The sequence below is a fragment of the Thermocrinis albus DSM 14484 genome, from assembly GCF_000025605.1.
Taxonomy (GTDB): domain Bacteria; phylum Aquificota; class Aquificia; order Aquificales; family Aquificaceae; genus Thermocrinis; species Thermocrinis albus.
Window position 1 is genome coordinate 886,990 of sequence record NC_013894.1, and the last position, 20,153, is coordinate 907,142.

The following is a 20,153-nucleotide window of genomic DNA, read 5'->3' on the forward strand; positions in this document are numbered from 1 at the left end:
ACCTCCTTACAGTTTTAAATAATATTATATGCAAACTTTTCTCATCTGTCAAGATGCATTTCTATGAGGTGGCACAGTTTATCCATCTCTTCCTTGGTCCTCTTCTCGGTGACTGCCAAAAGGAGGGTATCATCACGGAGAGGTACACCTAAAAGAAATCCCTCCTTTAGAAGAGCGTTGCGTAGTTTCATGGCCTGTGGATGTCTTAGGGGAAACTCCCACAGATGCCTACCCTTGTACACCTCTTGAAAGCCAAGATCCAGCAGGCGTTTTTTAAGATAGAGGGCCTTAGAAAGACTCTGCAGGGCTACCTGCCGCATACCTTCCTTTCCCAGAAGGACCATGTAGATCAAACTGGCCATAGCCATCAGATTCTGGTTGGTGCATATGTTGGAAGTAGCCCTCTCTCTCCTTATATGCTGTTCTCTTGTCTGTAGCACCAGAAGAAATGCCCTCTTACCCTCTATGTCCTCTCCCATACCCACCAGTCTTCCCGGCATACGTCTCACATACTCCTGCTTTGTGGCAAAGAAACCTGCGTAGGGTCCTCCGTAGTTCATAAACATACCCATAGGTTGCGCTTCTCCCACCACTATGTCGGCACCCATCTGTCCCGGAGGTTTCAAGATAGCTAAGGCTATAGGATCAGCCACAACCACAAGGGGGACTCGGTACCTTTGGGTGAGTTCCCCCACCTTTCTCAGATCTTCCACAAAACCCAAAAAGTTGGGATACTGCAACACCACCGCGTGAGCTTCTTGGTCCTTCAAGGCATCCTCCAGCAAGTCCAGACGGGTGTATCCCTCTTCATTTACGGGGACTTGGACTATCTCGTCTCTATAACCCATCAGGTAAGTTTCCACCACCTTACGGTAGAGGGGATGAACTCCTTCACTGATGACGACCCTCCTACCTTTACCCCTCACAGCTCTGGCCATCAGAACCGCCTCTGCCAGAGCAGAGGCACCATCGTACATACTGGCGTTGGCCACCTCCATTCCCGTAAGCTGACACACCAAAGTTTGGTACTCAAATATGGCCTGGAGGGTGCCCTGAGAAGCTTCAGGCTGATAGGGAGTGTAAGCGGTGAGGAACTCCCCCCTGTTGAGGATCTGCCATATAACGGACGGTACTATTCTGTCATAAACGCCGTACCCCGCAAAGCACACGAGAGGTTTGTTTTGTTGGGAGGTCTCTTTGAAGTACCTTCTTAACTCCTCCTCACTCATGGGAGGGGGAAGACGAGAGGGTGAGAGGAGAGAAGCGTCTATATGGGAAAAGAGATCCTCCAGCTTACTGAGCCCTAGAAGTTTTAGGATATCCTCCGTCTCTCTCTCTGAATGAGGAATGTACATCTATCGCTCCTTCTCCTCGTAACCTAATTCTTCCTCCGGTATTGTCTCTATAGACTCCTCTATACTGGATACTTCCTCGGTGGTAGAAAGTCCCGTATCTTCTCCCTTCTCCTCTTTAACTAACTCAGCTATGTACTGGGCATACTCCTGGGCCGTCATGAGATCTTCCACCTCCAAGGAGTCCTTCAGCTCCAGTACCGCTATCCAACCCTCCTCGTAAGGAGATTCGTTTATGAGGTGGGGCTCATCCTGTAGAGCCTCGTTGACCTCCACCACAGTACCGCTGAGAGGAGCGTAGACGGGAGAAACACTTTTAACAGACTCCAGCTGAGACATGGTGTCACCACTTTCCAGTTCTTCACCTACAGAAGGGAGCTCCACGTATACCACATCACCTAACTCTTTCTGAGCGTAGTCGGTTATACCCACCCACGCCCTGTTGCCTCGCACCAGAGCCCATTCGTGATCTTTGGTGTAGTATCTGTCACCTTTCACCAGATACTTTCCCACCATTATGTCTTCCATGCTTCAGACCTCCTGTAACATCTCATAATCTATACCATACTCGCGTTTTACTTCTTCCATAATATGAGATAGAGAAGCGTCACCGTCCTTGTAACGTTCCATCGTTCTTATTATATAGTCTAGGTCTACCAACTTTATAAGAGCGAGGCCAGTGCACAGTATGTTCTTCTTTCCCCTCCTTATAAACTCTGCCAGTTTATGTTTGGTAAGACTTACGCCACCATCTATAAGGAGAACGGCGTTCCCTCTCAGCTTCCTCAGACCTTTGTAAGCACCGTAGATAAAAGTACCCTTGTCGTTTCTTATAAAAACCAGATCAGGGAAGATATCAAAAAAATGCTTCATCTCGCTGGTTATGGTAGCATACACACTGTCAGGCCCTATAAGCTTCTTGACAAGCTCCAGCTCCTTCTCCAGTTTGTCCTGCAGATCCACCCTTTTAAGAAGATCCGAGTAAAGGACAAAGAGAACTTTCATACTAGAAAATTATAAATTCTCAAGCCCATCACTCTTTTCCCTTTTTCTTCTTGTTTATGTAGAGTTGTCCATCCGCCTCCTTGAAGAGGTCCATGAAGGAAGTGTGGTGCTCAGATACTTGGGCAACTCCCGGTGTTAAGCTTACGGTAAGTTCATTACCTTCTACTTTTATCCTCAACGTACCCACCACAGCACTTAGTCTGTCTGCTATCCGTCGGGCCATTTCCAGCTCGGTACCGGGAAGAAGTACCATAAACTCATCCCCTCCCCACCTTCCTACTATGTCCCTTGCCCTAAGGCTGGAACGGATGGCCTGCGCTACGCGCTTTAAGACTAAGTCTCCCACCGCGTGACCGAAGACGTCGTTTACACTCTTAAAGTTATCCATATCCAGAAGTATAAGGGAGAAGACTCTGCCATCTTTTTTAAACTCCTTCCAAAGATCCTCTACGGCCCTCTCCAGTGAGCGTCTGTTAAAGAGTCCCGTGAGGGGATCCATGTTGGCCTCTGTCTGAACTTCCTGTATACGTCTCTTAAGCTCTTCTATAACCTTGTTTTGCTCCTCTATGCGTTTAAGGAAGCGCTCGTTCTGTTTTTTAAGATCCTTAACATGCATAAGTAACTCCAACAGTATTGGTGTTACGTTGTCCTCCTGTAACTTCGATAACTCTTTCTCCTTCTTCCTGGTGAACTCACTACTCTCTACAAGGGCAGACTGTAAATCTCTCACTATGGTTTCCAAAACTAAGATTGTCTTCTCAATATCGAAGGCCACTTCGCTGAAACTTTCCCTGTCACCGTATATCTTGCTGTATAAATCCATGAGCTCCTGATCGGAGAGTCTCATACCTCCCTCCAGAGCGTGGCAGAACACCAAAAACCACCTCTCGTAATTGCGGGGCGTGGGAAGGATGTGGTTTCTTATCAGGAACTTGAGCTCCTCCCTTACGATGTCAGCAAGGAGTTTTATCTCACTCTTATCTAGGGCAAGACCTCTCCTTATCTTTTCGTAGAGTTTACACTCCACCTGTATAGATTATAATTATCCATCATGCTTCCTCAGGAGTTGTTAGAGAAACTGAGACAGCACGTCCAGTACTTTCCCAGAAGAGAACAGGCCATACTTCTGTGTCTCCACGAAGTTCAGGATTACTACGGACATATCCCCAACTTTGCGTTAGAGGAAGTAGCTAAGATCCTTCATGTTCCTCTCAATCACGTGGAGAGTGTGGTAGCCTTCTATGACATGTTTGACAGAGGCGAACCTGCCAAACACAGGATAAGGGTGTGTGTGAGTGTGGTGTGTCACTTTATGAAGAAGGATCAGCTTCTTAATGCTCTAAAGAAACATCTTGGTATAGATTTCTGGCAGGTTACCAAGGACGGCAGGTTCAAGCTCATACCTGTTCAGTGTTTGGGAGCCTGCTCGTGCGCTCCTGTCTTTATGATAGATGAAGACACTTACCAGTTCGAAGGAGAGGAGAAATTACATGAGATCCTATCCCGTTACACCTAACATATACGCGGAGACTACCCTAAATCTCCTCCTAAGAAGGGCCAAAAAACCCAGAGTTCACTCTATAGAGGAGTACCTTAAGGATGGTGGGTATCAGGCGCTGGAAAAAGCACTGAGTATGAAACCCGAGGAGATAGTGGACTGGGTGGACAAGAGCCAGCTCAGGGGTAGGGGAGGTGCAGGATTTCCCACAGGGCGCAAGTGGAAGCTGGCTGTTCAGAACCCTGCACCCCGGTACCTCATATGTAACGCCGATGAGTCTGAACCGGGTACTTTTAAGGACAGGATCCTCATAGAGAGAGATCCCCATCTTCTGATAGAGGGTATAGTGATATCAGCTTATGCTATAGGAGCCAACGAGGCTTTTATATACATAAGGGGAGAGTATCCTGCAGGTTACCGAATTCTGAGGGACGCCATAGAGGAAGCACGGAAGAAGGGTTTCGTAGGGAAGAACATACTGGGCTCCGGTTTTGATCTGGAGATATATGTGGCAAGGGGTGCGGGTGCTTACATATGCGGTGAGGAAAGTGCCCTCATAGAATCCTTAGAGGGGAAAAGGGGCTGGCCTAGGATAAAGCCTCCGTATCCTGTACAGTATGGCCTTTTCGGTAGACCTACAGTAGTCAACAACGTGGAGACCCTCTGTAACATACCCATCATCGTTGGTATGGGCTGGGAAGAGTACAGATACATAGGTCCCAGTGATTACCCTGGTCCCAAGCTCTTCCCAGTGAGTGGTAAGGTTAAGAAGCCGGGTGTCTACGAACTTCCTATGAACACCACCCTAAGGGAGGTGATCTTTAAGTACGCCGGTGGTACTATAGGCAACAAAAAGGTAAAGGCTGTTCTTTCTGGTGCTCTTGACTGCTTCTCTGCGGATGAGTTGGACACACCCATGGACTACTCTCCCTTCGGTTTTGGTGGTACAGGTACCGTCATAGTTCTTACGGAAGAGGATGACATAGTAGAGGCATGTCTTAAGGTGGCCGAGTTTTACGCTCATGAGAGTTGTGGACAGTGCACACCGTGCAGAGTAGGCACCCACGAGCAGGAGTACCTACTGGAAAGGATAGTAAAGGGTGTGGCAGATGAGAAGGACTGGGATGCCTTCGTGTTTGTGAACAGGTACATACAACCCACCTCCATCTGTGGTCTTGGCGCGGTGGCAGGAAGGCTCATAAAGCAGGCCATGGAGAAGTTTCCAGAGGAGTGGGAGCGTTACAGAAAAACCGCACCCATCTCCCTATGAAGGAAAAGATCTACGCCACCATAAAGGCCCTTGAGGAGATAGGTTTTACTGAGATCTACCTTCTGGAAAACAACCAGTGTAGCGAGAAGAAGATGGCCCTTGCTGAACTTTACAGAACTATGGAAGCGGAGGGTAGGTGTGTAAGGTACGAAGGCTCCAACGGTTACGTGCTGGGTGAAGGCAACCCTTGCTCCCCCGTTATCTTTGTGGGAGAGGCACCAGGAGAAGAAGAGGACAGGCAGAGGAGACCTTTTGTAGGAAGAGCAGGCCAGTATCTCAACGCAAAACTGGAGGAGGTGGGTTTAAGACGTCAGGATGTGTACATCACCAACGTGGTGAAATCCAGGCCACCGGGAAACAGGACACCCACAGCTCAGGAGATAGCTTCGTGTGTCTCTTATCTGAGAAAGGAGATAGAAATAATAAAACCCAAAGTCATCGTGTGTCTGGGATCTACAGCCCTTGAAGGCGTTATGGGGAGAAAAATGCCGGTAACTAAGGCACGGGGGCAGATCTTTACCTATCCCTTTGACAGTGGTATAAAAGTTCTCCTTACCTACCATCCCGCCTACGTGCTTAGAAACCCCTCCGCTGACAGGGAGTTTACCCAGGACCTTAAGAAACTTCTTGAGATTCTTTCTTCAGCTTGATAATGAGATAACCGTTCTCTAATTTAGCACCTGCCGGTTCGTAGTCCCTGAGCTTTCTGGGAAGCATTATGTGATTTTTGAAGTTCCTCCAACGGACCACTATCTCCCCCTCACTCTTAAGGACAGACAGACCTTCCTTAGTGAGGAAAGGAGCTCTAAGCTTTATCATATACTCACCGTTCTCCTCCAAGAACTCGTATGGTTTACCTTCGAAGAGCACCTGGGCAGGATCCTTGTCCCTGTATATTAGTTCGGAGAGAATCTTGAGCTTTTCCTCTCCCACCACCTCATCTTCCAGAAGAGGTACCTCAAAGATGGGAACGGGTGAGAAGAGACTGTACACATCCTGCAGGTATTTTCTTTGGGTCATCACCCAACGCGACATATCCTCACATCCCTCCAACGTGGGGGAGAGGACCCTGTTGACTATAATGGCATCCACGTTCACACCGAACAGGTTAAAGTACAAGAAGGCTCTCTGACTCTCCTTAATGACCATCTTCTCCGGGTTCATCACCAACCTTACGGAAGTCACCGATGGATCTATAAGAAGCTCGTCCACTCCTTTCAGCTTTTCGTAGAAGTTCTCAAGGGCCTGAAAATAAGAGTCATCAGGAAGGGGTACATCGGTGAGTCTGCGAGCCACCGGGCGTGCCACCCTCGCTATGGTCCTCTCTACGTTGAAGATTTTCTTCATGTACCACTTGAGTACTACCGGCATGGACACAAACCTCAGAGACTCCCCCGTTGGTGGCAGATCCAGTACGAGAACGTCAAACTCCTTTTCTCTGTAATACTTGTTAACGTAAAGGAGACTGGTCACCTCCTCCATACCGGGAAGAATGGCCAGTTCTTCCGCCACTATCTCGTCAAGGCCGGTGGTGTTAAAGAGAAGCTCCAGGAATCTGTAAACGTCACCCCAGTACCGATCCACCTCCTCCTGAACGTCTATCTCCTGAATGTATAAATTCTCCTTCACCTTTATAGGAAGTCCCTTTGCCTTTATCTTCTCAGACTCAGGTATATCAAAGGCATCACCCAGACTGTGAGCTGGATCCAAAGAAACCACTATGGTTCTGTAACCAAGACTGGAAAGCCTGTAAGCGGTGGCTGCCGACACAGTAGTTTTACCAACACCACCTTTACCGGAAAAGAGGATCACCCGCACGTTACGGACACCTCCCAGCATCATACTTAGGTTTCCCGAGAGCTGTGAGAAAGGCCTCAAAGGGACCCATGTTCTTCATGGCCACGAACTTAGGTCCTTCAAACTTGAGCCTTCCCAGCATCATGGCTTTCATGGGACCATACTCTCCTCTCGCCATCTCCTCCCACCGCTTTGTTTCGGCGTACATGAGAAAGTCATCCTTACCCCTCTTGTCCTTAGCAGGCCCTCCGTACACACACCTAGCCTTGCCACCTTCGTTCTTTATGGTGAGCTGTATCTGCTTGGAGGCATCACAGTCCTCTCTGTAAATGAATATCTTCCTCTCTCCTACAGATGTCCAGCTTTCGCTTTTACCCAGTTCATCCACAAGGCGCGGTGTGTTGTTCCACACCTCACATAGGGCCTTCGCATACTCTCCGTCCATGAAAACGGGTGTGGCCAAAGAAGAACCCACCACTGTCAGAAAACCAAAAACCACCTTCTTCATACCTTACCCCCTCTACAAGTCTGCTGAGCTTAAGATATTCCTCCCCATTCCGTAAAGCCATCAGAAAAACTTATGACGCTATAAGTTTCTCTTTAAGGCGTTTTATTCTCCAAAGAGCTCTACTGTCCTCAGGGGTGACGAAGCTGTAGGCCTTTCCATAACTACCTATACGTCCCGTTCTTCCTATCCTGTGGATGTATATCTCAGGATCTTCCGGAAGGTGATAGTTGATGACGAGACCAACCCCCTTTATGTCAAGTCCTCTTGATGCCACATCGGTGGCCACCACTATCTTGACCTTTCCATCTCTGAACAGTTTCAGGGCGCTCTCCCTTTGTCTTTGGGTCATGTCTCCGTGGAGGGCCACAGCGTTGAAGCCCTTCCTTCTGAGGACCTCATGAAGATCCTTGGCATCTTTCTTGGTTTTGACAAACACTATCACCTTCTCCAAAAGGTGCTCGCGCAGGATCTTTTCCAACTCCGATAACTTCTGCGCCGATGAACTGAGCCTTATGAGTCTTTCCTCTATCTTAGGTCTGAGTTCGGGGGTATACACTTTAACCACCCGGTAGTGCTCCCTGAGGTATCTCTTTGCTAATTCTTCCACCTGACGGGGCAGAGTGGCCGAGAACATGAAGGTTTGTCTTCGGTTAGGAAGATGAGACACGATGTACTCTATGTCCTCTATAAAACCCATGTCTAGCATGAGATCTGCTTCGTCCAATACGAAGAAACGGACTTTCTCAAGAGAGATATATCCTCTGCCTATCAGATCCTTTATCCTACCGGGTGTACCTACCACCACATGAGGTGGCACAGTGGAGAGAACTTGTATGTCCTTAGCTACAGAGGTACCACCGTAAAAGGCAAAAACACGTAGTCCTTTGTATCTTGCCAACTGGAAGAGCTGATCCTTTACCTGAAGGGCCAGTTCTCGGGTGGGAGTGAGGATAAGAGCTCCCAGTAAGTCCTCTTTTCCCAACTTCTCCAGTATGGGAATACCAAAGGCAGCGGTTTTACCTGTCCCTGTAGCAGCCTGTCCTAAAAGGTCATACCCTGCCAGGGCGAGGGGTATGGCTTCCCTCTGAATGGGTGTTGGATGTTGAAAACCCATCTCAGTAATGGATTTTCTAAGTGGTTCGCTGAGTTGTGAAAAACTAAACTCCATAACTACCTCCGCACAACATTATATCCCTTTAAAGTTATCCAAGAAGTAGAAGAGGGAGAGGAAGAGTCCCCAAATCACCACAGCTCTTCTGACGATATCCTGTCGAAACCTTTGGGAAAACATCCCTCCCGTGTATCCTCCCAAGGCAAAGCCCAGCATCATGATCAGCACAAAAGTCCACACTACTTTACCACTTAACACAAAGAGGATGGCAGCTATTCCGTTTATGAGAAACCCCAGCATGTTCTTAAGACTGTTGGCCGCATGTATGTCCTTTACCCCCAACAAGCTCAATGTAGCCAACACCATTATGCCTAAACCTGCACCAAAGTAAGCGCCGTAAACAGCCGCAAGAAACTGGATCAGAAGAGCCACGGGTTTGTTTCTTTCGGAGAGGTGAAACCTGCCGGACAAGACCAGAAGTAGGGTGGCGAAGAGTATCAGAAAGGGAACCAGCTTCTTAAAGATAGAAGAAGGAGTGTAGAGTAAGAGGAGAGCACCTACGATGGAGCCTGTTGCTGATATCAACACCATGGAAGGTATGAGTTGTTTGGTTTCCGGAAGACGGCGCCTGAAGGCCCACGCACCCGCCATCGGGCCTGTCCAGAGAGCCACGGTGTTGGTTACATTGGCAGATACGGGATCTACACCTACCAGCATGAGAGCCGGAAAGGTAAGGAGGGTGCCGCCTCCTGCCACAGCGTTGGTGACACCTGCCAGAAAGGAAGCACCCAGAACCACCAGAAAACTCAGCCCTTCTTCCATCACAACGACAGTTTGACTCCTTGAGCTGTCTTGAGGGGAGTGGTGTGCTCAAGGAGGTTCAGAGAGAATTCCAAGTTATCGTAGAGAGTTATAGAGTAGTTGTCCCAAAAAACACACGTACCCGCAAGACAGAAGTAACCTCCACTGGTAGGCGCTATCTGCTCCGCTATCAGGAGGGTGTAGTATCCCATGTTGGACACCGCCGTATCTTCTCCCCTTACCACTACCTTTATATCAGGCATGAGGGGTTTTATAGAGGCGCTACAGGCCAGCATGATCTTTTCTACATTCTTGTTGTATCTTCTTATCTTTGATGTAACCACAAAGTAGCTGTCCCCCTGATGGTTGTTCTGGGTGTCTGTAACTTCGTCAGGATTCAGCTCCATGCCGAACCTTCTGGCAAGGGTGTTACAGGTATCCGCTATATGATCCTCGTTTTTGTAATATCCAAGCAGTATAACCTTCTTACCCAGTTCCCACACCCATTTTTCCACATCCTGAGCCTCTTTCTCTGTAAAGGGTATCTCCGGATAGTTGAAAACTATAGTGTCATACTTGGGTAAGTCTTCCCATCTGTCCACCTCGTCTATGATAATGTTCCTTTTCTGAGCTTCCCGTTGGAGTATAGAGAAGTAGTAGTAGTCTGTTATGGTGAACTCCTGGTGTGTGATGCTCCAAGCCACTCTCGTACTCATGTTAAAGATTATACCAATCAAAGCTTGTCATCACCATCTTTGGGGTGTATAATTAGTGAGCATGAGCGACACAATAGGTTCTGCTGATATAAATACCATTAAGACGCCCCTCACAAGAGAGGTTAAAAAGGGTCAGGTCAGGAAGCACATTCTGTCGGTGTTGGTAAGGAACGAACTAGGTGTTTTGGCAAGGATAGCTACTCTTATAGCAGGTAAAGGTTACAACATAGAGGGTCTCTCGGTAGGAGAAACCCACGAGAAGGGTCTGTCCCTCATGACTATAGAAGTGATAGGTGACGATGTAGTCATAGAGCAGGTGGTAAAACAGCTGAGGAAACTAATAGATACTCTGAAGGTGAGAGATCTTACAGATCTACCCCATGTAGAGAGGGAGCTGGCTCTCATAAAGGTGTACACAGCTACACCTAGAGCAAGGGATGAGGTGCTGAGACTGGTGGAGATCTTCAGAGGGAAGGTGGTGGATGTTTCTCCGGATACTTACACGGTGGAGATAACAGGCGATGAGGACAAGATAGAGGCCTTTGTGGAGTTGGTAAGACCATTCGGTATAAAGGAGATGGCCAGAACGGGAAAGGTGGCTTTAAAAAGAGAAAGGGCAGGTCAGGAGGAGACATGAAGGGACGTATGAACCTGAGTATATACCTTGTGACTGACGACAGGTATTTTCAGGACAGGGATCTGGTGGACACCATAGAGAAGGCCATCCAGGGGGGGGTGACGGCGGTTCAGTACAGGTTCAAGAACAAGTCAACGAGGCAGATGTACGAGGAGCTTTTGGTCCTTAGAGAACTCACAAAAAGGTACGGGGTGGATCTTGTGGTTAACGACAGGGTGGATCTGGCATTGGCGGTAGAGGCGGACGGTGTTCATGTGGGTGAGACAGATCTCCCTCCCGACGTGGTCCGAAAGCTGGTAGGGGATAAGATGTACATAGGTTACTCGGTCAACAGTTTGGAGAAGCTCAGGGAGGTGGAACACTTACCTATAGATTACATAGGATTCGGTTCCGTCTATGAGACCACCACAAAGGAGAACTACAAGCTGGTGGGTATAGAGGCTCTGAAACAGGCGGTAAAGATGACCAGCAAGCCTGTGATAGCTATAGGAGGGATAACCCACTACAGGGTCCCGGAAGTTTTGGCAACGGGTGTTAAAGGTATAGCGGTGGTGTCTGCCATACTGGGTTTCGAAGACGTAAAGAAAGCTGCCGAGAGCCTCCTTCAAGCCTGCAGGCAGGCTATGAGACAGAAACTCTTCATGGGATGAAGGTCCTTTATCTTCTGGATGGTTCGGCCTTTCTCTACAGGAGTTTCTTTGCTTTACCACCTTTATCTACGAAAGACGGATTTCCTACGGGAGCTGTATACGGCTTTTTGAGAGCCCTTCTCTCCATAATAAAGTCAGAGAAGCCCCAGTACATGGCGGTGGTTTTTGATCATCCATCACCTACGGTGAGGAAAAAGGAGTACGCCCATTACAAAACCAACAGACCCACCATGCCTGACCCCCTAAAGGTACAGATACCTGTAATAAAGGAACTGACGGTCCTTCTGGGAATACCCCTGGTGGAGATGGAAGGATACGAGGCTGACGATATAATAGCAGCGTTGACCCACAGGGCCTTGGAGGAAGGGTTTAAGGTACGTATCTACTCACCGGATAAGGACATACTTCAACTGGTGAAAAACGAGCAGGTGGTGGTCATAAACCCCATAAAGGGTGAGGTGCTGGATGAAAGGAAGGTTATGGAAAAGTTCGGTGTTCCACCCGAGAAGCTGGCCGATTATCTAGCACTGGTAGGAGACAAGGTGGACAACGTGGAGGGTGTAAAAGGTGTAGGACCGAAAACCGCGCTAAAAGTCCTGGAGGCTTATGGAAGCGTGGAGAACATCCTTTCACAGTGGGACAGCTTCATTAAAGCCTTCCCTCATGCCAGTAAAGAGAACTTAGAGAGATCCTACTGGCTGGTGAAACTACATCCTCCGGAGGAGATGTCTGTGGACATACAGACACTGAGGATAAAAGATCCACGCATGGATGAACTGCGACAGATGTTGCAAAAACTGGAGATAAAGAGTGTACTGAAGGATCTAGAAGAGCTTTACGGCACCAAAAAGCAAAGAACCCTCTTCTGAGAATCACACAGTCTGGTTGGTAATCTTCTCCTGAAGCTGATCTAGAGATCTTATGAGATTGGTGTATATCTCGTGGGCTCTGTGCGCTTCTATGAGTTTTACGAGTTCCTCTATGGGATTGACGTTGGCATCTTCCAGAAAACCCTGTAACACTTTGAAACGCTCAGAAGGTGTTGCCCTTCCTCTGAACAGATCGCTACCTATCTTCTGAGGTCCTTCCAGTCTATATATGCCAAGCCGTCCGTAGAAAAGACCTCCTGAGAAGATACTGCCATCCTCAGTTATCCTCAGATCACCATCCACCCTTACAGGGGAGCCGTTGTCGGTGAGGATCCTCATACCCAGCTCATTCACCAGATACCCATCTTTATCTAGCCTGAAGTTACCTTTACGAGTGTAAAGAACTTCGTTACCGGAACTTACAGCAAAGAAGCCATCCCCATCTATGGCAAGATCCGTGCTGTTACCGGTATGTCTCAAGCCACCCTGTCTAAGATCAGTGTAGATTCCACCCACTACGGGATAGAGGAAGTTGTTTTGGGGAAGCCGAGGATCTACAGAGGGTACGGACAGAGGTGTGGGTGCCTGCCAAACAGAGGCCAACATAACATCCCTTTTGAAGGAAGGTGTGCTGACGTTGGCCATGTTGTTGGTGATCACCTCCAGCTTCCTCTGGGACAGCATCATACCGCTGGCAAGCACGTACATGGGCTGGTAGTCTAAAGCCATTCTATTTCCTCCCAATATGGGTAAGGTTAGCCACTGTGTAACCTATCAAGAGACCCAGCAGAAAAACCACATCCACCAACAACCCGAGAGGTAAGGGAGGAATACGGTAATAGACATCGTTCCAACTGGGTGTGAGTACCAGTTCCACCTGTGTGGGGTTAAGCCACACCAACCCACCCATGATGAGGAGCACCAGAAAGACCACCCAAGTGTAAAGGAGAAACCTCATGGGTCCATATTGTAAACCAGCTGTCGGCATAGATGCAGGGCATGGAGAGAGGGAGATATGTCTGCCTTACCTTTCCATGCGATGGAGTAAGCGGTACCGTGAGCTGGCGACGTTCTCACTATAGGTATACCGAGTGTGATATTTACACCCTCTCTGAAGGCCAGAATCTTAAAAGGGATAAGTCCCTGATCGTGATACATACAGAAAAAGATATCGTAGGCTGAGGGTTCAAGAAAGGCAGCGTCGGGAGAAAGAGGACCTTCCACTTTGTAACCTTCACTTCTAAGCTCCTCCACTGCGGGTAATATCTCCTCTACGTCTTCGTTTCCTATTTGTCCCATATCTCCTGCATGAGGGTTCAGTCCCAAAACACCCACCTTAGGATCAACCTTGAAGAGTCTTCTGTACTCCCCTATAACCAAAAGTAGCTTCCTCTTTATGAGATCTTTCTTGACCATCTGGACAGCTTCCCTGAGGGGTAGGTGTGTAGACAAGAGTGCCACCTTCACCTTCTCTGAGTACATGAGCATAGCGTAATCTTTAACGGAAAAAGCCTGTGCCAGAAACTCTGTCTGACCTGAGTAAGAAAAACCAGCGCGTGATGCCCAGAACTTGTTGATGGGCATAGTCACCATACCTTTGATTTTTCCTGTTACGCCGTCCACCACAGCCCTTGCAAGATACGCAACAGCTACCTTTCCAGACGTAATAGAAGCAGATGGTCTGTCTGTATCACATACGTTGAGATCTATCACGTACACACCAGGTTCTTTTATGTCTTCCACCTTCTCCACTGTGGGAAATTCCCAGTCCATCCCCAAGTGAGATGCACACGCCCTTAGAATTTTGTACTCGCCGTACACCACGTAGGCAGTTTCTTTGTCCAGATGAGGGGTGAGTCTCACTATAAGCTCGGGACCTACGCCAGCCGGATCTCCTATAGTTATACCTATTACCTTCACAATGAAGAAAAATATATAGGAATTTTCATATATCCGAAGCCATACTTTGAAAATTTCTAAACACAGCCTCTTTCCAAACAGGTATATTAAACAACGTAAGTACCATCAGGAGGTTTATCATGGAGGTGACAAGACGAGGGTTTCTAAAGTTAACAGGTGTATCGTTGGGAACAGGTTTAATAGGCAGTTTAGGTTTCGACCTCTCCCCTGCCTACGCGAGGGTGAGAGAACTTAAAATTGCGAAAGCAAAAGCTGTGAAAAGTATATGCCCTTACTGTTCCGTTTCGTGTGGTGTCCTCATATACTCCCTCACTGACGGCGCCATGAACGTTAAACCTAGGGTGATACACGTAGAGGGTGATCCAGATGACCCAGTAAACAGGGGAACTCTATGTCCCAAAGGTGCAACGCTGCGAGACTTCATAAACTCTCCTCAAAGACTGACAAAACCTCTCTATAGGGCTCCTGGCTCTACAGAGTGGAAGGAAATAACGTGGGAGGAGGCTATAGAGAGGATAGCAAGGAGAATTAAGGATACTAGAGATAGGACGTTTATAGAAAGGGATGCGGAGGGACGGGTGGTAAACAGATGTGAGAGTATCTTTTGGCTTACAGGGTGCACGATAGAAAACGAACCCGGTTATCTTATGGTAAAGTTGGGAAGATTACTGGGTCTCGTAGCGTTAGAGACACAAGCGCGAGTGTGACACGCTCCTACAGTGGCCAGTTTGGCCGCAAGATTTGGTAGGGGGGCCATGACCAACTCATGGAATGATATAAAGAACGCTGATCTGATTTTTGTTATGGGGGGGAATCCTGCGGAAAACCATCCGTGTGGCTTCAAGTGGGCAATAAAAGCTAGGCAAGAGAGAGGGGCTAAGATCATAGCGGTGGACGTTAGGTATCATAGAACTGCCGCTGTGGCTGATATCTTCGTGCAGATAAGACCTGGTTCAGACTTGGCCTTCATGGGTGGACTTATAAACTACGTGATTCAAAACAAGAAGTATAACGAAGATTACATTAAGTACTTTACAAACGCTACTTACATAGTAAAAGATACTTACAGCTTCGACCCAGAGACGGGACTGTTTTCTGGGTACGATCCCGAAAAAAGGAAGTATGACACCACACTGTGGGACTACGAGAGAGACGAAAAAGGTATGGTAAAGAAAGACATGACGATGCAACACCCACGATGCGTCTTTCAATTACTTAAGAAACATTATGAGAGATATACACCGGAGTTGGTGGAGAAGATCACAGGGGTTCCTAAAGAGAAGTTTTTAGAGGTGGCAAAGCTCATAGCAGAAACCGGCGCACCTAACAAAACCATGACACACCTTTACGCACTCGGTTGGACTCATCATAGCTGGGGTAGCCAAGTGATCGGTTCAATGGCTATACTTCAGCTGCTCCTCGGTAACATAGGTATGCCGGGCGGAGGTGTAAACGCTCTGAGAGGTCATGCCAATATACAGGGTATGACGGATCTAGCGGGAGAGGGAAGATTTCTGCCAGGATACCTTAGGCCTCCAAAGCCTGAGCAACAAAGTCTGAAAGAACATCTTGAGGCAAACACGCCGAAACCTTGGGATGAAAACTCTATGAATTACTGGTCCAACTATCCTAAGTTCTTCATAAGTATGCTGAAGGCCTTTTACGGGGATGCAGCAACGCCTGAGAATGAATTCGGTTACCACTACTTACCCAAGACAGAGAAGATTATAAGCTGGGATGAAGCCATAGATAGGATGTACAGAGGTAAAATGGAAGGTGTCGTTGCGGTAGGCATCAACATACTGGCCAACACCCCCAATACCAGAAAAACTATTGAGGCCCTATCCCGCCTCAGATGGATGGTGGTCATGGATCCCTTTATGACGGAGATGGCCAACTTTTGGAAATATGTAGATAATCCAGAGAAGGTCCAAACGGAGGTTTTTCTACTCCCGGCAGCTGTGTTTGCTGAAAAGGAAGGTACCAAAACCAACAGTGCCCGTACCCTTAAGTGGGTGTACAAAGCTGCGGAACCACCGGGTGATGCCAAAGAAGAGCTATGGTTCATAGGAAACTTATATATGAAACTCAGAGAGCTTTATCAGAAGGAGGGTGGGGTTTTCCCCGACCCCATACTGAAGGCTTGGTGGCCTTATAAAAACCCATACCATCCGACTGCCGACGAGGTACTGGCCATGGAGATAAACGGTGTAGCGTTAGATGACATAAAGGATGATAAGGGTAACGTCATAGCCAAAAAGGGCGAGAGACTGCCGGGCTTCACAGCTCTGAAAGAAGATGGTAGCACCGTATGTGGTATGTGGTTGTACTGTGGCGTTTACCCTCAATCTGGAAACAGAGCAAAGAGCACTGATCTTTCGGACCCTTCGGGACTTGGTATATACCCTGGTTATGGTTACTCTTGGCCTGCCAATAGGAGGATTCTTTACAACAGGGCTTCGGCCGACCCTTCTGGTAAACCATGGGATCCTAAACGCCGTCTCGTATGGTGGAACGAAAGAGAACAGAAATGGGTAGGTAACGATGTACCAGATATAAAGCCTGACTTAGGTCCTGAGTATGGTCCCTTCATAATGCTTCCAGAAGGTAGGGGAAGACTGTACTCCCACTTCCTGGTAGACGGTCCGTTCCCCGAACATTACGAACCCTATGAATCACCTGTAAAGAACCCGTTACACCCCAAGGGAACTGGGATGAACCCAGTAGTGAAAGTCTATAAGTCGGACGTGGATCTTCTCGGAACACCGGATAAGTTCCCCTATGCCGCAACTACCTACAGGGTCACAGAACACTTCCATTTCTGGACAAAGCACGTTTACGGCGCATCTATCCTCTTTGCCCGTATGTTTATAGAGATACCTGAGGAGTTGGCAAAGGAGCTTGGCATAAATCAAGGAGATAGGGTTAGGGTAGTAACGGCTAGAGGTTCTGCAGAGGCTTATGCCTTACCTACAAAGAGGATAAAACCCCTTATAGTTAACGGTAAAAAGGTGTATACCGTGGGTATACCTATACACTGGGGGTACGAGGGTGTGGTGAGAGGTTCTCTGGCAAACCTGATAACCCCTTTCATATGGGATCCCAACTCTCAGACACCTGAGTACAAGGGTTTCCTCTGCAAAATAGAGAAGATCAAAGCTTAATAGGGAGGTGATACCATGAGCAACGTGACCACTGAAGGTACCGTAGGATTGGGCCTGAGGAGAGTGTCTGCCTCAGGCTCTCCTGCTCAGGATATAAAGAGAAGTGACCAACTGGCTATATTGGTAGACGTTTCCTCCTGCATAGGATGCAAGGGGTGTGAAGCTGCATGTTCCCAATGGCACGATCTGAAACCTCCTTTACCTGATGAGAGAGCACCCTTCATAGGTTATCAGTCATTCCCCGATTTACTGCCCAACGTGTTTATGCTGATGAAGTTCCGAGAAGTGGAAACGGAGAGAGGTGTGGAATGGTTCATAACAAAGTATCAGTGTATGCACTGCGGTGATCCCGGCTGTTTGAAGGCATGTCCATCACCCGGTGCGATAGTACAGTATGCAAACGGTGTAGTAGACTTTGATCACTCTAAATGTATAGGCTGTAAGTTTTGTCTTTCCGGTTGTCCTTTCGATGTACCTCGTTACGATTCCAACAACAAACCCTGGAAGTGTAACTTCTGTATTGACAGAGTGTCCGCCGGACTAGAACCTGCCTGTGTGAAGGCATGTCCCACCAACTGTTTACACTTCGGGACTAAAGAGGAGATGGTGAGAAGAGCACAGAAGATAATAGCACAACTTCAGCAGCGGGGATTTAAAAATGCAACTCTCTATGATCCTGCAGGCGTAGGAGGTACAGGGTACATCTATGTCTTACCTCATGGAGACAAACTTGAGATGTACGGACTACCTAAGGAGGCAAGCATATCACCGTTAGTAAATTTGTGGAAAGGTCCTCTGAAACTGCTGGGAAGCGTTGTCCTGTGGGGTACGCTGGTAGGTGCCTTCCTACAGCTCATAATCTTCGGTCCCATAAGGGTGGGTAAAAAAGAAAAAAGCAAGGAGGAGGTATAAACCATGGAGGATGTAAAGAAATTGGAAGATACCGAGATAGAAAGGTTCTCAAGATGGGACAGACTACTACATTGGATAGTGGCCATTTCCTTTCTGTACCTCTTTCTGTCTGGACTAGGAATATACTCACCTAGGTTCCACTGGCTACTTTGGATACTGGGGGGTGGCGAGTTTGCCGCATGGCTTCATAGGTGGGTGGGTATAGTCTACTCGGTGGGAGTTCTACTGATGTTTTTGAGATGGGCGAAGGACTTTATGTTGGCCGGTGACGATATACGGTGGCTGAAGGGGGTGAAGTATTACATAAGGGGAGAGGAGGAAAAACTGCCGGAGGTTGGTAAATACAACGCTGGACAGAAACTATTTGGGTGGGTTGTGTTTGTGGGTACACTGGTGTTTCTCCTTTCGGGTATAGTCATGTGGTTTCCTGGAAGCTTCCCCTCGTACGTGGTAAGGGTGGCAATAGTACTGCACGATGTGGCCTTCATAATAGTAGGTGCTGGCTTTATAGTCCACGTGTACATGGGCACCATAGGTGTGCCAGGTTCCCTCTCTGGTATGATAACTGGAAAAGTTTCGGCTCTTTGGGCCATGTATCACCATCCTAAGTGGTTCAAGGAGGTTATGAGGAGGTGAGTACCATGGGAAGTGTGGTCAAGGGTATGGTGCTCTGCGCCACCCTCTTCTTTTTCTCAAAAGCTCAGGAAATGGAAGTAAAGGCACATGCAGACCTGATAAACCAGAAGGGCGAGAAGATAGGCACGGCAGAGTTTCTGCAAACGAACGGTGGCGTTCTTATAAAGCTTCGTGCGAGTGGACTTCCACCTAACTCAGAACTCGCTTTACATATACACGAAGTTGGGAAGTGCGACCCACCGGACTTTATGTCCGCAAAAGGGCACTTCAATCCCTATAAAAAGAAGCACGGACTTTTAAACCCAGATGGACCACATGCAGGGGACATGCCCAATGTATTTACCGATTCCAACGGAAACCTCAGGGTGGATGTGCTAAACACCTTTATAACCCTCGAGCCTAATAAAGAGAACAGTCTTCTAAGAGAAGGTGGAACCGCTCTCATAGTACACCACCACCGTGATGACTACAAAACAGACCCAGCAGGAAATGCAGGACCCAGAATAGCCTGCGGAGTTATAAGATGAATCATGAAGTTCGTGACAGGATAAAGGTTCTTTCAAAGAGACATCCAGAATCTCTACATATGCTTCAGTTTATGGAAAGAGTATTGGAATTCCAGCACAGGGCACAAGCTACAGTGCAAGAAATAGACTGGTCACGTAATCTTCATATCCTTATAGATTTGCTCCAACTATGTGTGAGTATCGGACCTTCATCACTGAAGGAACGAGCGAAGGAATTTATGGAGTTCGATGAAAACACCCTCTGTGCTATGGTGACTAAGTTCTTGGAGGACAAAACTGCCACAGATATAGACAGATTCATCTTTTTGACCTTCTTGGGGCCCATATACTCCTCGTGGGCTAGCAAAGGCAGATACGACAGTAAAGGGTGGCTGAAAAAGGTGTGTCCGGTGTGTGGTTTCAAGCCTTATGTGTCCTATGTAGTAGATGAAGAAGAAGTAGAGGGGGCACGATATCTTACCTGCGTTATGTGTGGTTTTAGCTGGTACTTTAACAGAACTAGCTGTGTAGCCTGTGGGAACAACGAAGATCATCTTTTGGAATATTACTACACAGAAGGAGAAGAATACGTGCAGCTTCAGGTTTGTCATAGGTGCGGTACTTACATTAAGGTACTAGACATGAGGGTTGAAGGGACCGTGATCCCTATACTGGACGATATAGCGACAGTCAGTATGGACCTGTGGGCAAGACAGAGAGGTTTTGTGAGGTATGAAAAAAACTTACTTGGGCTCTAATAATGCTAAACAGGAGGAATTTTTTTATTTGGCTAAGTTCTTT

At 47.8% G+C, this 20,153-nt stretch carries 23 protein-coding genes; 11 read left to right on the forward strand and 12 right to left on the reverse strand.

Features of this window, described 5'->3' with window-relative positions:
- Positions 1–41 precede the first annotated feature (41 nt).
- From gcvPA to THAL_RS04810, 4 genes are read right to left on the reverse strand one after another with little or no spacing between them, the layout of a single operon-like run.
- Complete coding sequence (gene gcvPA / locus THAL_RS04795) at positions 42–1,355, reverse strand: aminomethyl-transferring glycine dehydrogenase subunit GcvPA (protein ID WP_012991979.1); 1,314 nt, start codon at positions 1,353–1,355, stop codon at positions 42–44.
- On the reverse strand, positions 1,356–1,880 hold the full coding sequence (gene gcvH / locus THAL_RS04800) for a glycine cleavage system protein GcvH (RefSeq protein ID WP_012991980.1): 525 nt from the start codon (positions 1,878–1,880) through the stop codon (positions 1,356–1,358).
- A 3-nt stretch (positions 1,881–1,883) separates the two neighbouring features.
- Positions 1,884–2,357, reverse strand: coding sequence for a hypothetical protein (locus tag THAL_RS04805; RefSeq protein WP_012991981.1), 474 nt, complete (start codon positions 2,355–2,357; stop codon positions 1,884–1,886).
- Between the two features lie 28 nt (positions 2,358–2,385).
- Positions 2,386–3,384: a GGDEF domain-containing protein gene (locus tag THAL_RS04810; RefSeq protein ID WP_012991982.1), complete on the reverse strand. Its 999-nt coding sequence runs from the start codon at positions 3,382–3,384 to the stop codon at positions 2,386–2,388.
- Between the two features lie 24 nt (positions 3,385–3,408).
- Between THAL_RS04810 and nuoE the strand changes: the two genes are divergently transcribed.
- The 3 genes from nuoE to THAL_RS04825 are packed head-to-tail and all read left to right on the forward strand — an operon-like array spanning position 3,409 to position 5,775.
- Positions 3,409–3,873, forward strand: coding sequence for an NADH-quinone oxidoreductase subunit NuoE (nuoE, locus tag THAL_RS04815; protein WP_012991983.1), 465 nt, complete (start codon positions 3,409–3,411; stop codon positions 3,871–3,873).
- Positions 3,848–5,125: an NADH-quinone oxidoreductase subunit NuoF gene (gene nuoF / locus THAL_RS04820; RefSeq protein WP_012991984.1), complete on the forward strand. Its 1,278-nt coding sequence runs from the start codon at positions 3,848–3,850 to the stop codon at positions 5,123–5,125. The genes nuoE and nuoF overlap by 26 nt, the downstream gene beginning before the upstream one ends.
- On the forward strand, positions 5,122–5,775 hold the full coding sequence (locus tag THAL_RS04825; protein WP_012991985.1) for a uracil-DNA glycosylase: 654 nt from the start codon (positions 5,122–5,124) through the stop codon (positions 5,773–5,775). The genes nuoF and THAL_RS04825 overlap by 4 nt, the downstream gene beginning before the upstream one ends.
- On the opposite strand, the gene THAL_RS04830 is transcribed toward THAL_RS04825, so the two are convergent.
- From THAL_RS04830 to THAL_RS04850, 5 genes are all read right to left on the reverse strand, one after another.
- Positions 5,741–6,943, reverse strand: a complete 1,203-nt coding sequence (locus THAL_RS04830) for a TRC40/GET3/ArsA family transport-energizing ATPase (RefSeq protein ID WP_041434098.1) — start codon at positions 6,941–6,943, stop codon at positions 5,741–5,743. The two genes, THAL_RS04825 and THAL_RS04830, sit on opposite strands and share 35 nt — an antisense overlap.
- A 1-nt stretch (position 6,944) precedes the next feature.
- Positions 6,945–7,430 carry an SCP2 sterol-binding domain-containing protein gene (locus THAL_RS04835; RefSeq protein ID WP_012991987.1) on the reverse strand — a complete coding sequence of 162 codons (486 nt, stop codon included), beginning with the start codon at positions 7,428–7,430 and terminating at the stop codon, positions 6,945–6,947.
- A 70-nt stretch (positions 7,431–7,500) separates the two neighbouring features.
- Positions 7,501–8,598, reverse strand: coding sequence for a DEAD/DEAH box helicase (locus THAL_RS04840; protein ID WP_012991988.1), 1,098 nt, complete (start codon positions 8,596–8,598; stop codon positions 7,501–7,503).
- 18 nt (positions 8,599–8,616) lie between these two features.
- A complete protein-coding gene (locus THAL_RS04845; RefSeq protein ID WP_012991989.1) occupies positions 8,617–9,363 on the reverse strand; it encodes a sulfite exporter TauE/SafE family protein in 747 nt (248 codons plus the stop codon).
- Positions 9,363–10,058 (reverse strand): hypothetical protein, encoded by a 696-nt coding sequence (locus THAL_RS04850; protein WP_012991990.1) that lies wholly within the window; start codon positions 10,056–10,058, stop codon positions 9,363–9,365. The genes THAL_RS04845 and THAL_RS04850 overlap by 1 nt, the downstream gene beginning before the upstream one ends.
- 61 nt (positions 10,059–10,119) lie before the next feature.
- Between THAL_RS04850 and ilvN the strand changes: the two genes are divergently transcribed.
- From ilvN to THAL_RS04865, 3 genes are read left to right on the forward strand one after another with little or no spacing between them, the layout of a single operon-like run.
- Positions 10,120–10,695 (forward strand): acetolactate synthase small subunit, encoded by a 576-nt coding sequence (ilvN, locus tag THAL_RS04855; RefSeq protein ID WP_012991991.1) that lies wholly within the window; start codon positions 10,120–10,122, stop codon positions 10,693–10,695.
- 8 nt (positions 10,696–10,703) lie between these two features.
- Positions 10,704–11,345, forward strand: coding sequence for a thiamine phosphate synthase (gene thiE, locus THAL_RS04860; protein WP_174248489.1), 642 nt, complete (start codon positions 10,704–10,706; stop codon positions 11,343–11,345).
- Complete coding sequence (locus tag THAL_RS04865; protein ID WP_012991993.1) at positions 11,342–12,214, forward strand: 5'-3' exonuclease; 873 nt, start codon at positions 11,342–11,344, stop codon at positions 12,212–12,214. The genes thiE and THAL_RS04865 overlap by 4 nt, the downstream gene beginning before the upstream one ends.
- A 3-nt stretch (positions 12,215–12,217) precedes the next feature.
- Here the strand turns inward: THAL_RS04865 and THAL_RS04870 are convergent, their stop codons facing one another.
- Genes THAL_RS04870 through pdxA form a run of 3 tightly spaced genes read right to left on the reverse strand, consistent with a single transcriptional unit; the run spans position 12,218 to position 14,134 of the window.
- Positions 12,218–12,943: a flagellar hook-basal body protein gene (locus tag THAL_RS04870; protein WP_012991994.1), complete on the reverse strand. Its 726-nt coding sequence runs from the start codon at positions 12,941–12,943 to the stop codon at positions 12,218–12,220.
- A 1-nt stretch (position 12,944) separates the two neighbouring features.
- Entirely contained in the window at positions 12,945–13,172 is a 228-nt protein-coding gene (locus THAL_RS04875) for a hypothetical protein (protein WP_012991995.1), read from the reverse strand.
- Positions 13,169–14,134: a 4-hydroxythreonine-4-phosphate dehydrogenase PdxA gene (pdxA, locus tag THAL_RS04880; protein WP_012991996.1), complete on the reverse strand. Its 966-nt coding sequence runs from the start codon at positions 14,132–14,134 to the stop codon at positions 13,169–13,171. The genes THAL_RS04875 and pdxA overlap by 4 nt, the downstream gene beginning before the upstream one ends.
- Before the next feature lie 119 nt (positions 14,135–14,253).
- Here pdxA and fdnG point away from each other — a divergent pair, with 119 nt between their 5' ends.
- The 5 genes from fdnG to THAL_RS04910 are packed head-to-tail and all read left to right on the forward strand — an operon-like array spanning position 14,254 to position 20,110.
- Positions 14,254–17,298, forward strand: coding sequence for a formate dehydrogenase-N subunit alpha (fdnG, locus tag THAL_RS04890; protein ID WP_148209096.1), 3,045 nt, complete (start codon positions 14,254–14,256; stop codon positions 17,296–17,298).
- 15 nt (positions 17,299–17,313) lie between these two features.
- On the forward strand, positions 17,314–18,210 hold the full coding sequence (fdxH, locus tag THAL_RS04895) for a formate dehydrogenase subunit beta (protein WP_012991999.1): 897 nt from the start codon (positions 17,314–17,316) through the stop codon (positions 18,208–18,210).
- Between the two features lie 3 nt (positions 18,211–18,213).
- A complete protein-coding gene (locus THAL_RS04900; protein ID WP_012992000.1) occupies positions 18,214–18,846 on the forward strand; it encodes a formate dehydrogenase subunit gamma in 633 nt (210 codons plus the stop codon).
- 5 nt (positions 18,847–18,851) lie between these two features.
- Positions 18,852–19,373: a superoxide dismutase family protein gene (locus tag THAL_RS04905; RefSeq protein WP_012992001.1), complete on the forward strand. Its 522-nt coding sequence runs from the start codon at positions 18,852–18,854 to the stop codon at positions 19,371–19,373.
- The gene (locus THAL_RS04910) at positions 19,370–20,110 is read left to right on the forward strand and encodes a formate dehydrogenase accessory protein FdhE (protein ID WP_012992002.1); all 741 of its coding nucleotides are present in this window, start codon (positions 19,370–19,372) and stop codon (positions 20,108–20,110) included. The genes THAL_RS04905 and THAL_RS04910 overlap by 4 nt, the downstream gene beginning before the upstream one ends.
- Positions 20,111–20,153: the final 43 nt, after the last annotated feature.

Bases quoted from the DNA above. Each gene is read 5' to 3' on its own strand.
- gcvPA (WP_012991979.1), bottom strand. From the start codon at position 1,355: ATGTACATTCCTCATTCAGAGAGAGAGACGGAGGATATCCTAAAACTT.
- gcvH (WP_012991980.1), bottom strand. From the start codon at position 1,880: ATGGAAGACATAATGGTGGGAAAGTATCTGGTGAAAGGTGACAGATAC.
- THAL_RS04805 (WP_012991981.1), bottom strand. From the start codon at position 2,357: ATGAAAGTTCTCTTTGTCCTTTACTCGGATCTTCTTAAAAGGGTGGAT.
- nuoE (WP_012991983.1), top strand. From the start codon at position 3,409: ATGCTTCCTCAGGAGTTGTTAGAGAAACTGAGACAGCACGTCCAGTAC.
- nuoF (WP_012991984.1), top strand. From the start codon at position 3,848: ATGAGATCCTATCCCGTTACACCTAACATATACGCGGAGACTACCCTA.
- THAL_RS04825 (WP_012991985.1), top strand. From the start codon at position 5,122: ATGAAGGAAAAGATCTACGCCACCATAAAGGCCCTTGAGGAGATAGGT.
- THAL_RS04835 (WP_012991987.1), bottom strand. From the start codon at position 7,430: ATGAAGAAGGTGGTTTTTGGTTTTCTGACAGTGGTGGGTTCTTCTTTG.
- THAL_RS04840 (WP_012991988.1), bottom strand. From the start codon at position 8,598: ATGGAGTTTAGTTTTTCACAACTCAGCGAACCACTTAGAAAATCCATT.
- THAL_RS04845 (WP_012991989.1), bottom strand. From the start codon at position 9,363: ATGGAAGAAGGGCTGAGTTTTCTGGTGGTTCTGGGTGCTTCCTTTCTG.
- THAL_RS04850 (WP_012991990.1), bottom strand. From the start codon at position 10,058: ATGAGTACGAGAGTGGCTTGGAGCATCACACACCAGGAGTTCACCATA.
- ilvN (WP_012991991.1), top strand. From the start codon at position 10,120: ATGAGCGACACAATAGGTTCTGCTGATATAAATACCATTAAGACGCCC.
- thiE (WP_174248489.1), top strand. From the start codon at position 10,704: ATGAACCTGAGTATATACCTTGTGACTGACGACAGGTATTTTCAGGAC.
- THAL_RS04865 (WP_012991993.1), top strand. From the start codon at position 11,342: ATGAAGGTCCTTTATCTTCTGGATGGTTCGGCCTTTCTCTACAGGAGT.
- THAL_RS04870 (WP_012991994.1), bottom strand. From the start codon at position 12,943: ATGGCTTTAGACTACCAGCCCATGTACGTGCTTGCCAGCGGTATGATG.
- THAL_RS04875 (WP_012991995.1), bottom strand. From the start codon at position 13,172: ATGAGGTTTCTCCTTTACACTTGGGTGGTCTTTCTGGTGCTCCTCATC.
- fdxH (WP_012991999.1), top strand. From the start codon at position 17,314: ATGAGCAACGTGACCACTGAAGGTACCGTAGGATTGGGCCTGAGGAGA.
- THAL_RS04900 (WP_012992000.1), top strand. From the start codon at position 18,214: ATGGAGGATGTAAAGAAATTGGAAGATACCGAGATAGAAAGGTTCTCA.
- THAL_RS04905 (WP_012992001.1), top strand. From the start codon at position 18,852: ATGGGAAGTGTGGTCAAGGGTATGGTGCTCTGCGCCACCCTCTTCTTT.
- THAL_RS04910 (WP_012992002.1), top strand. From the start codon at position 19,370: ATGAATCATGAAGTTCGTGACAGGATAAAGGTTCTTTCAAAGAGACAT.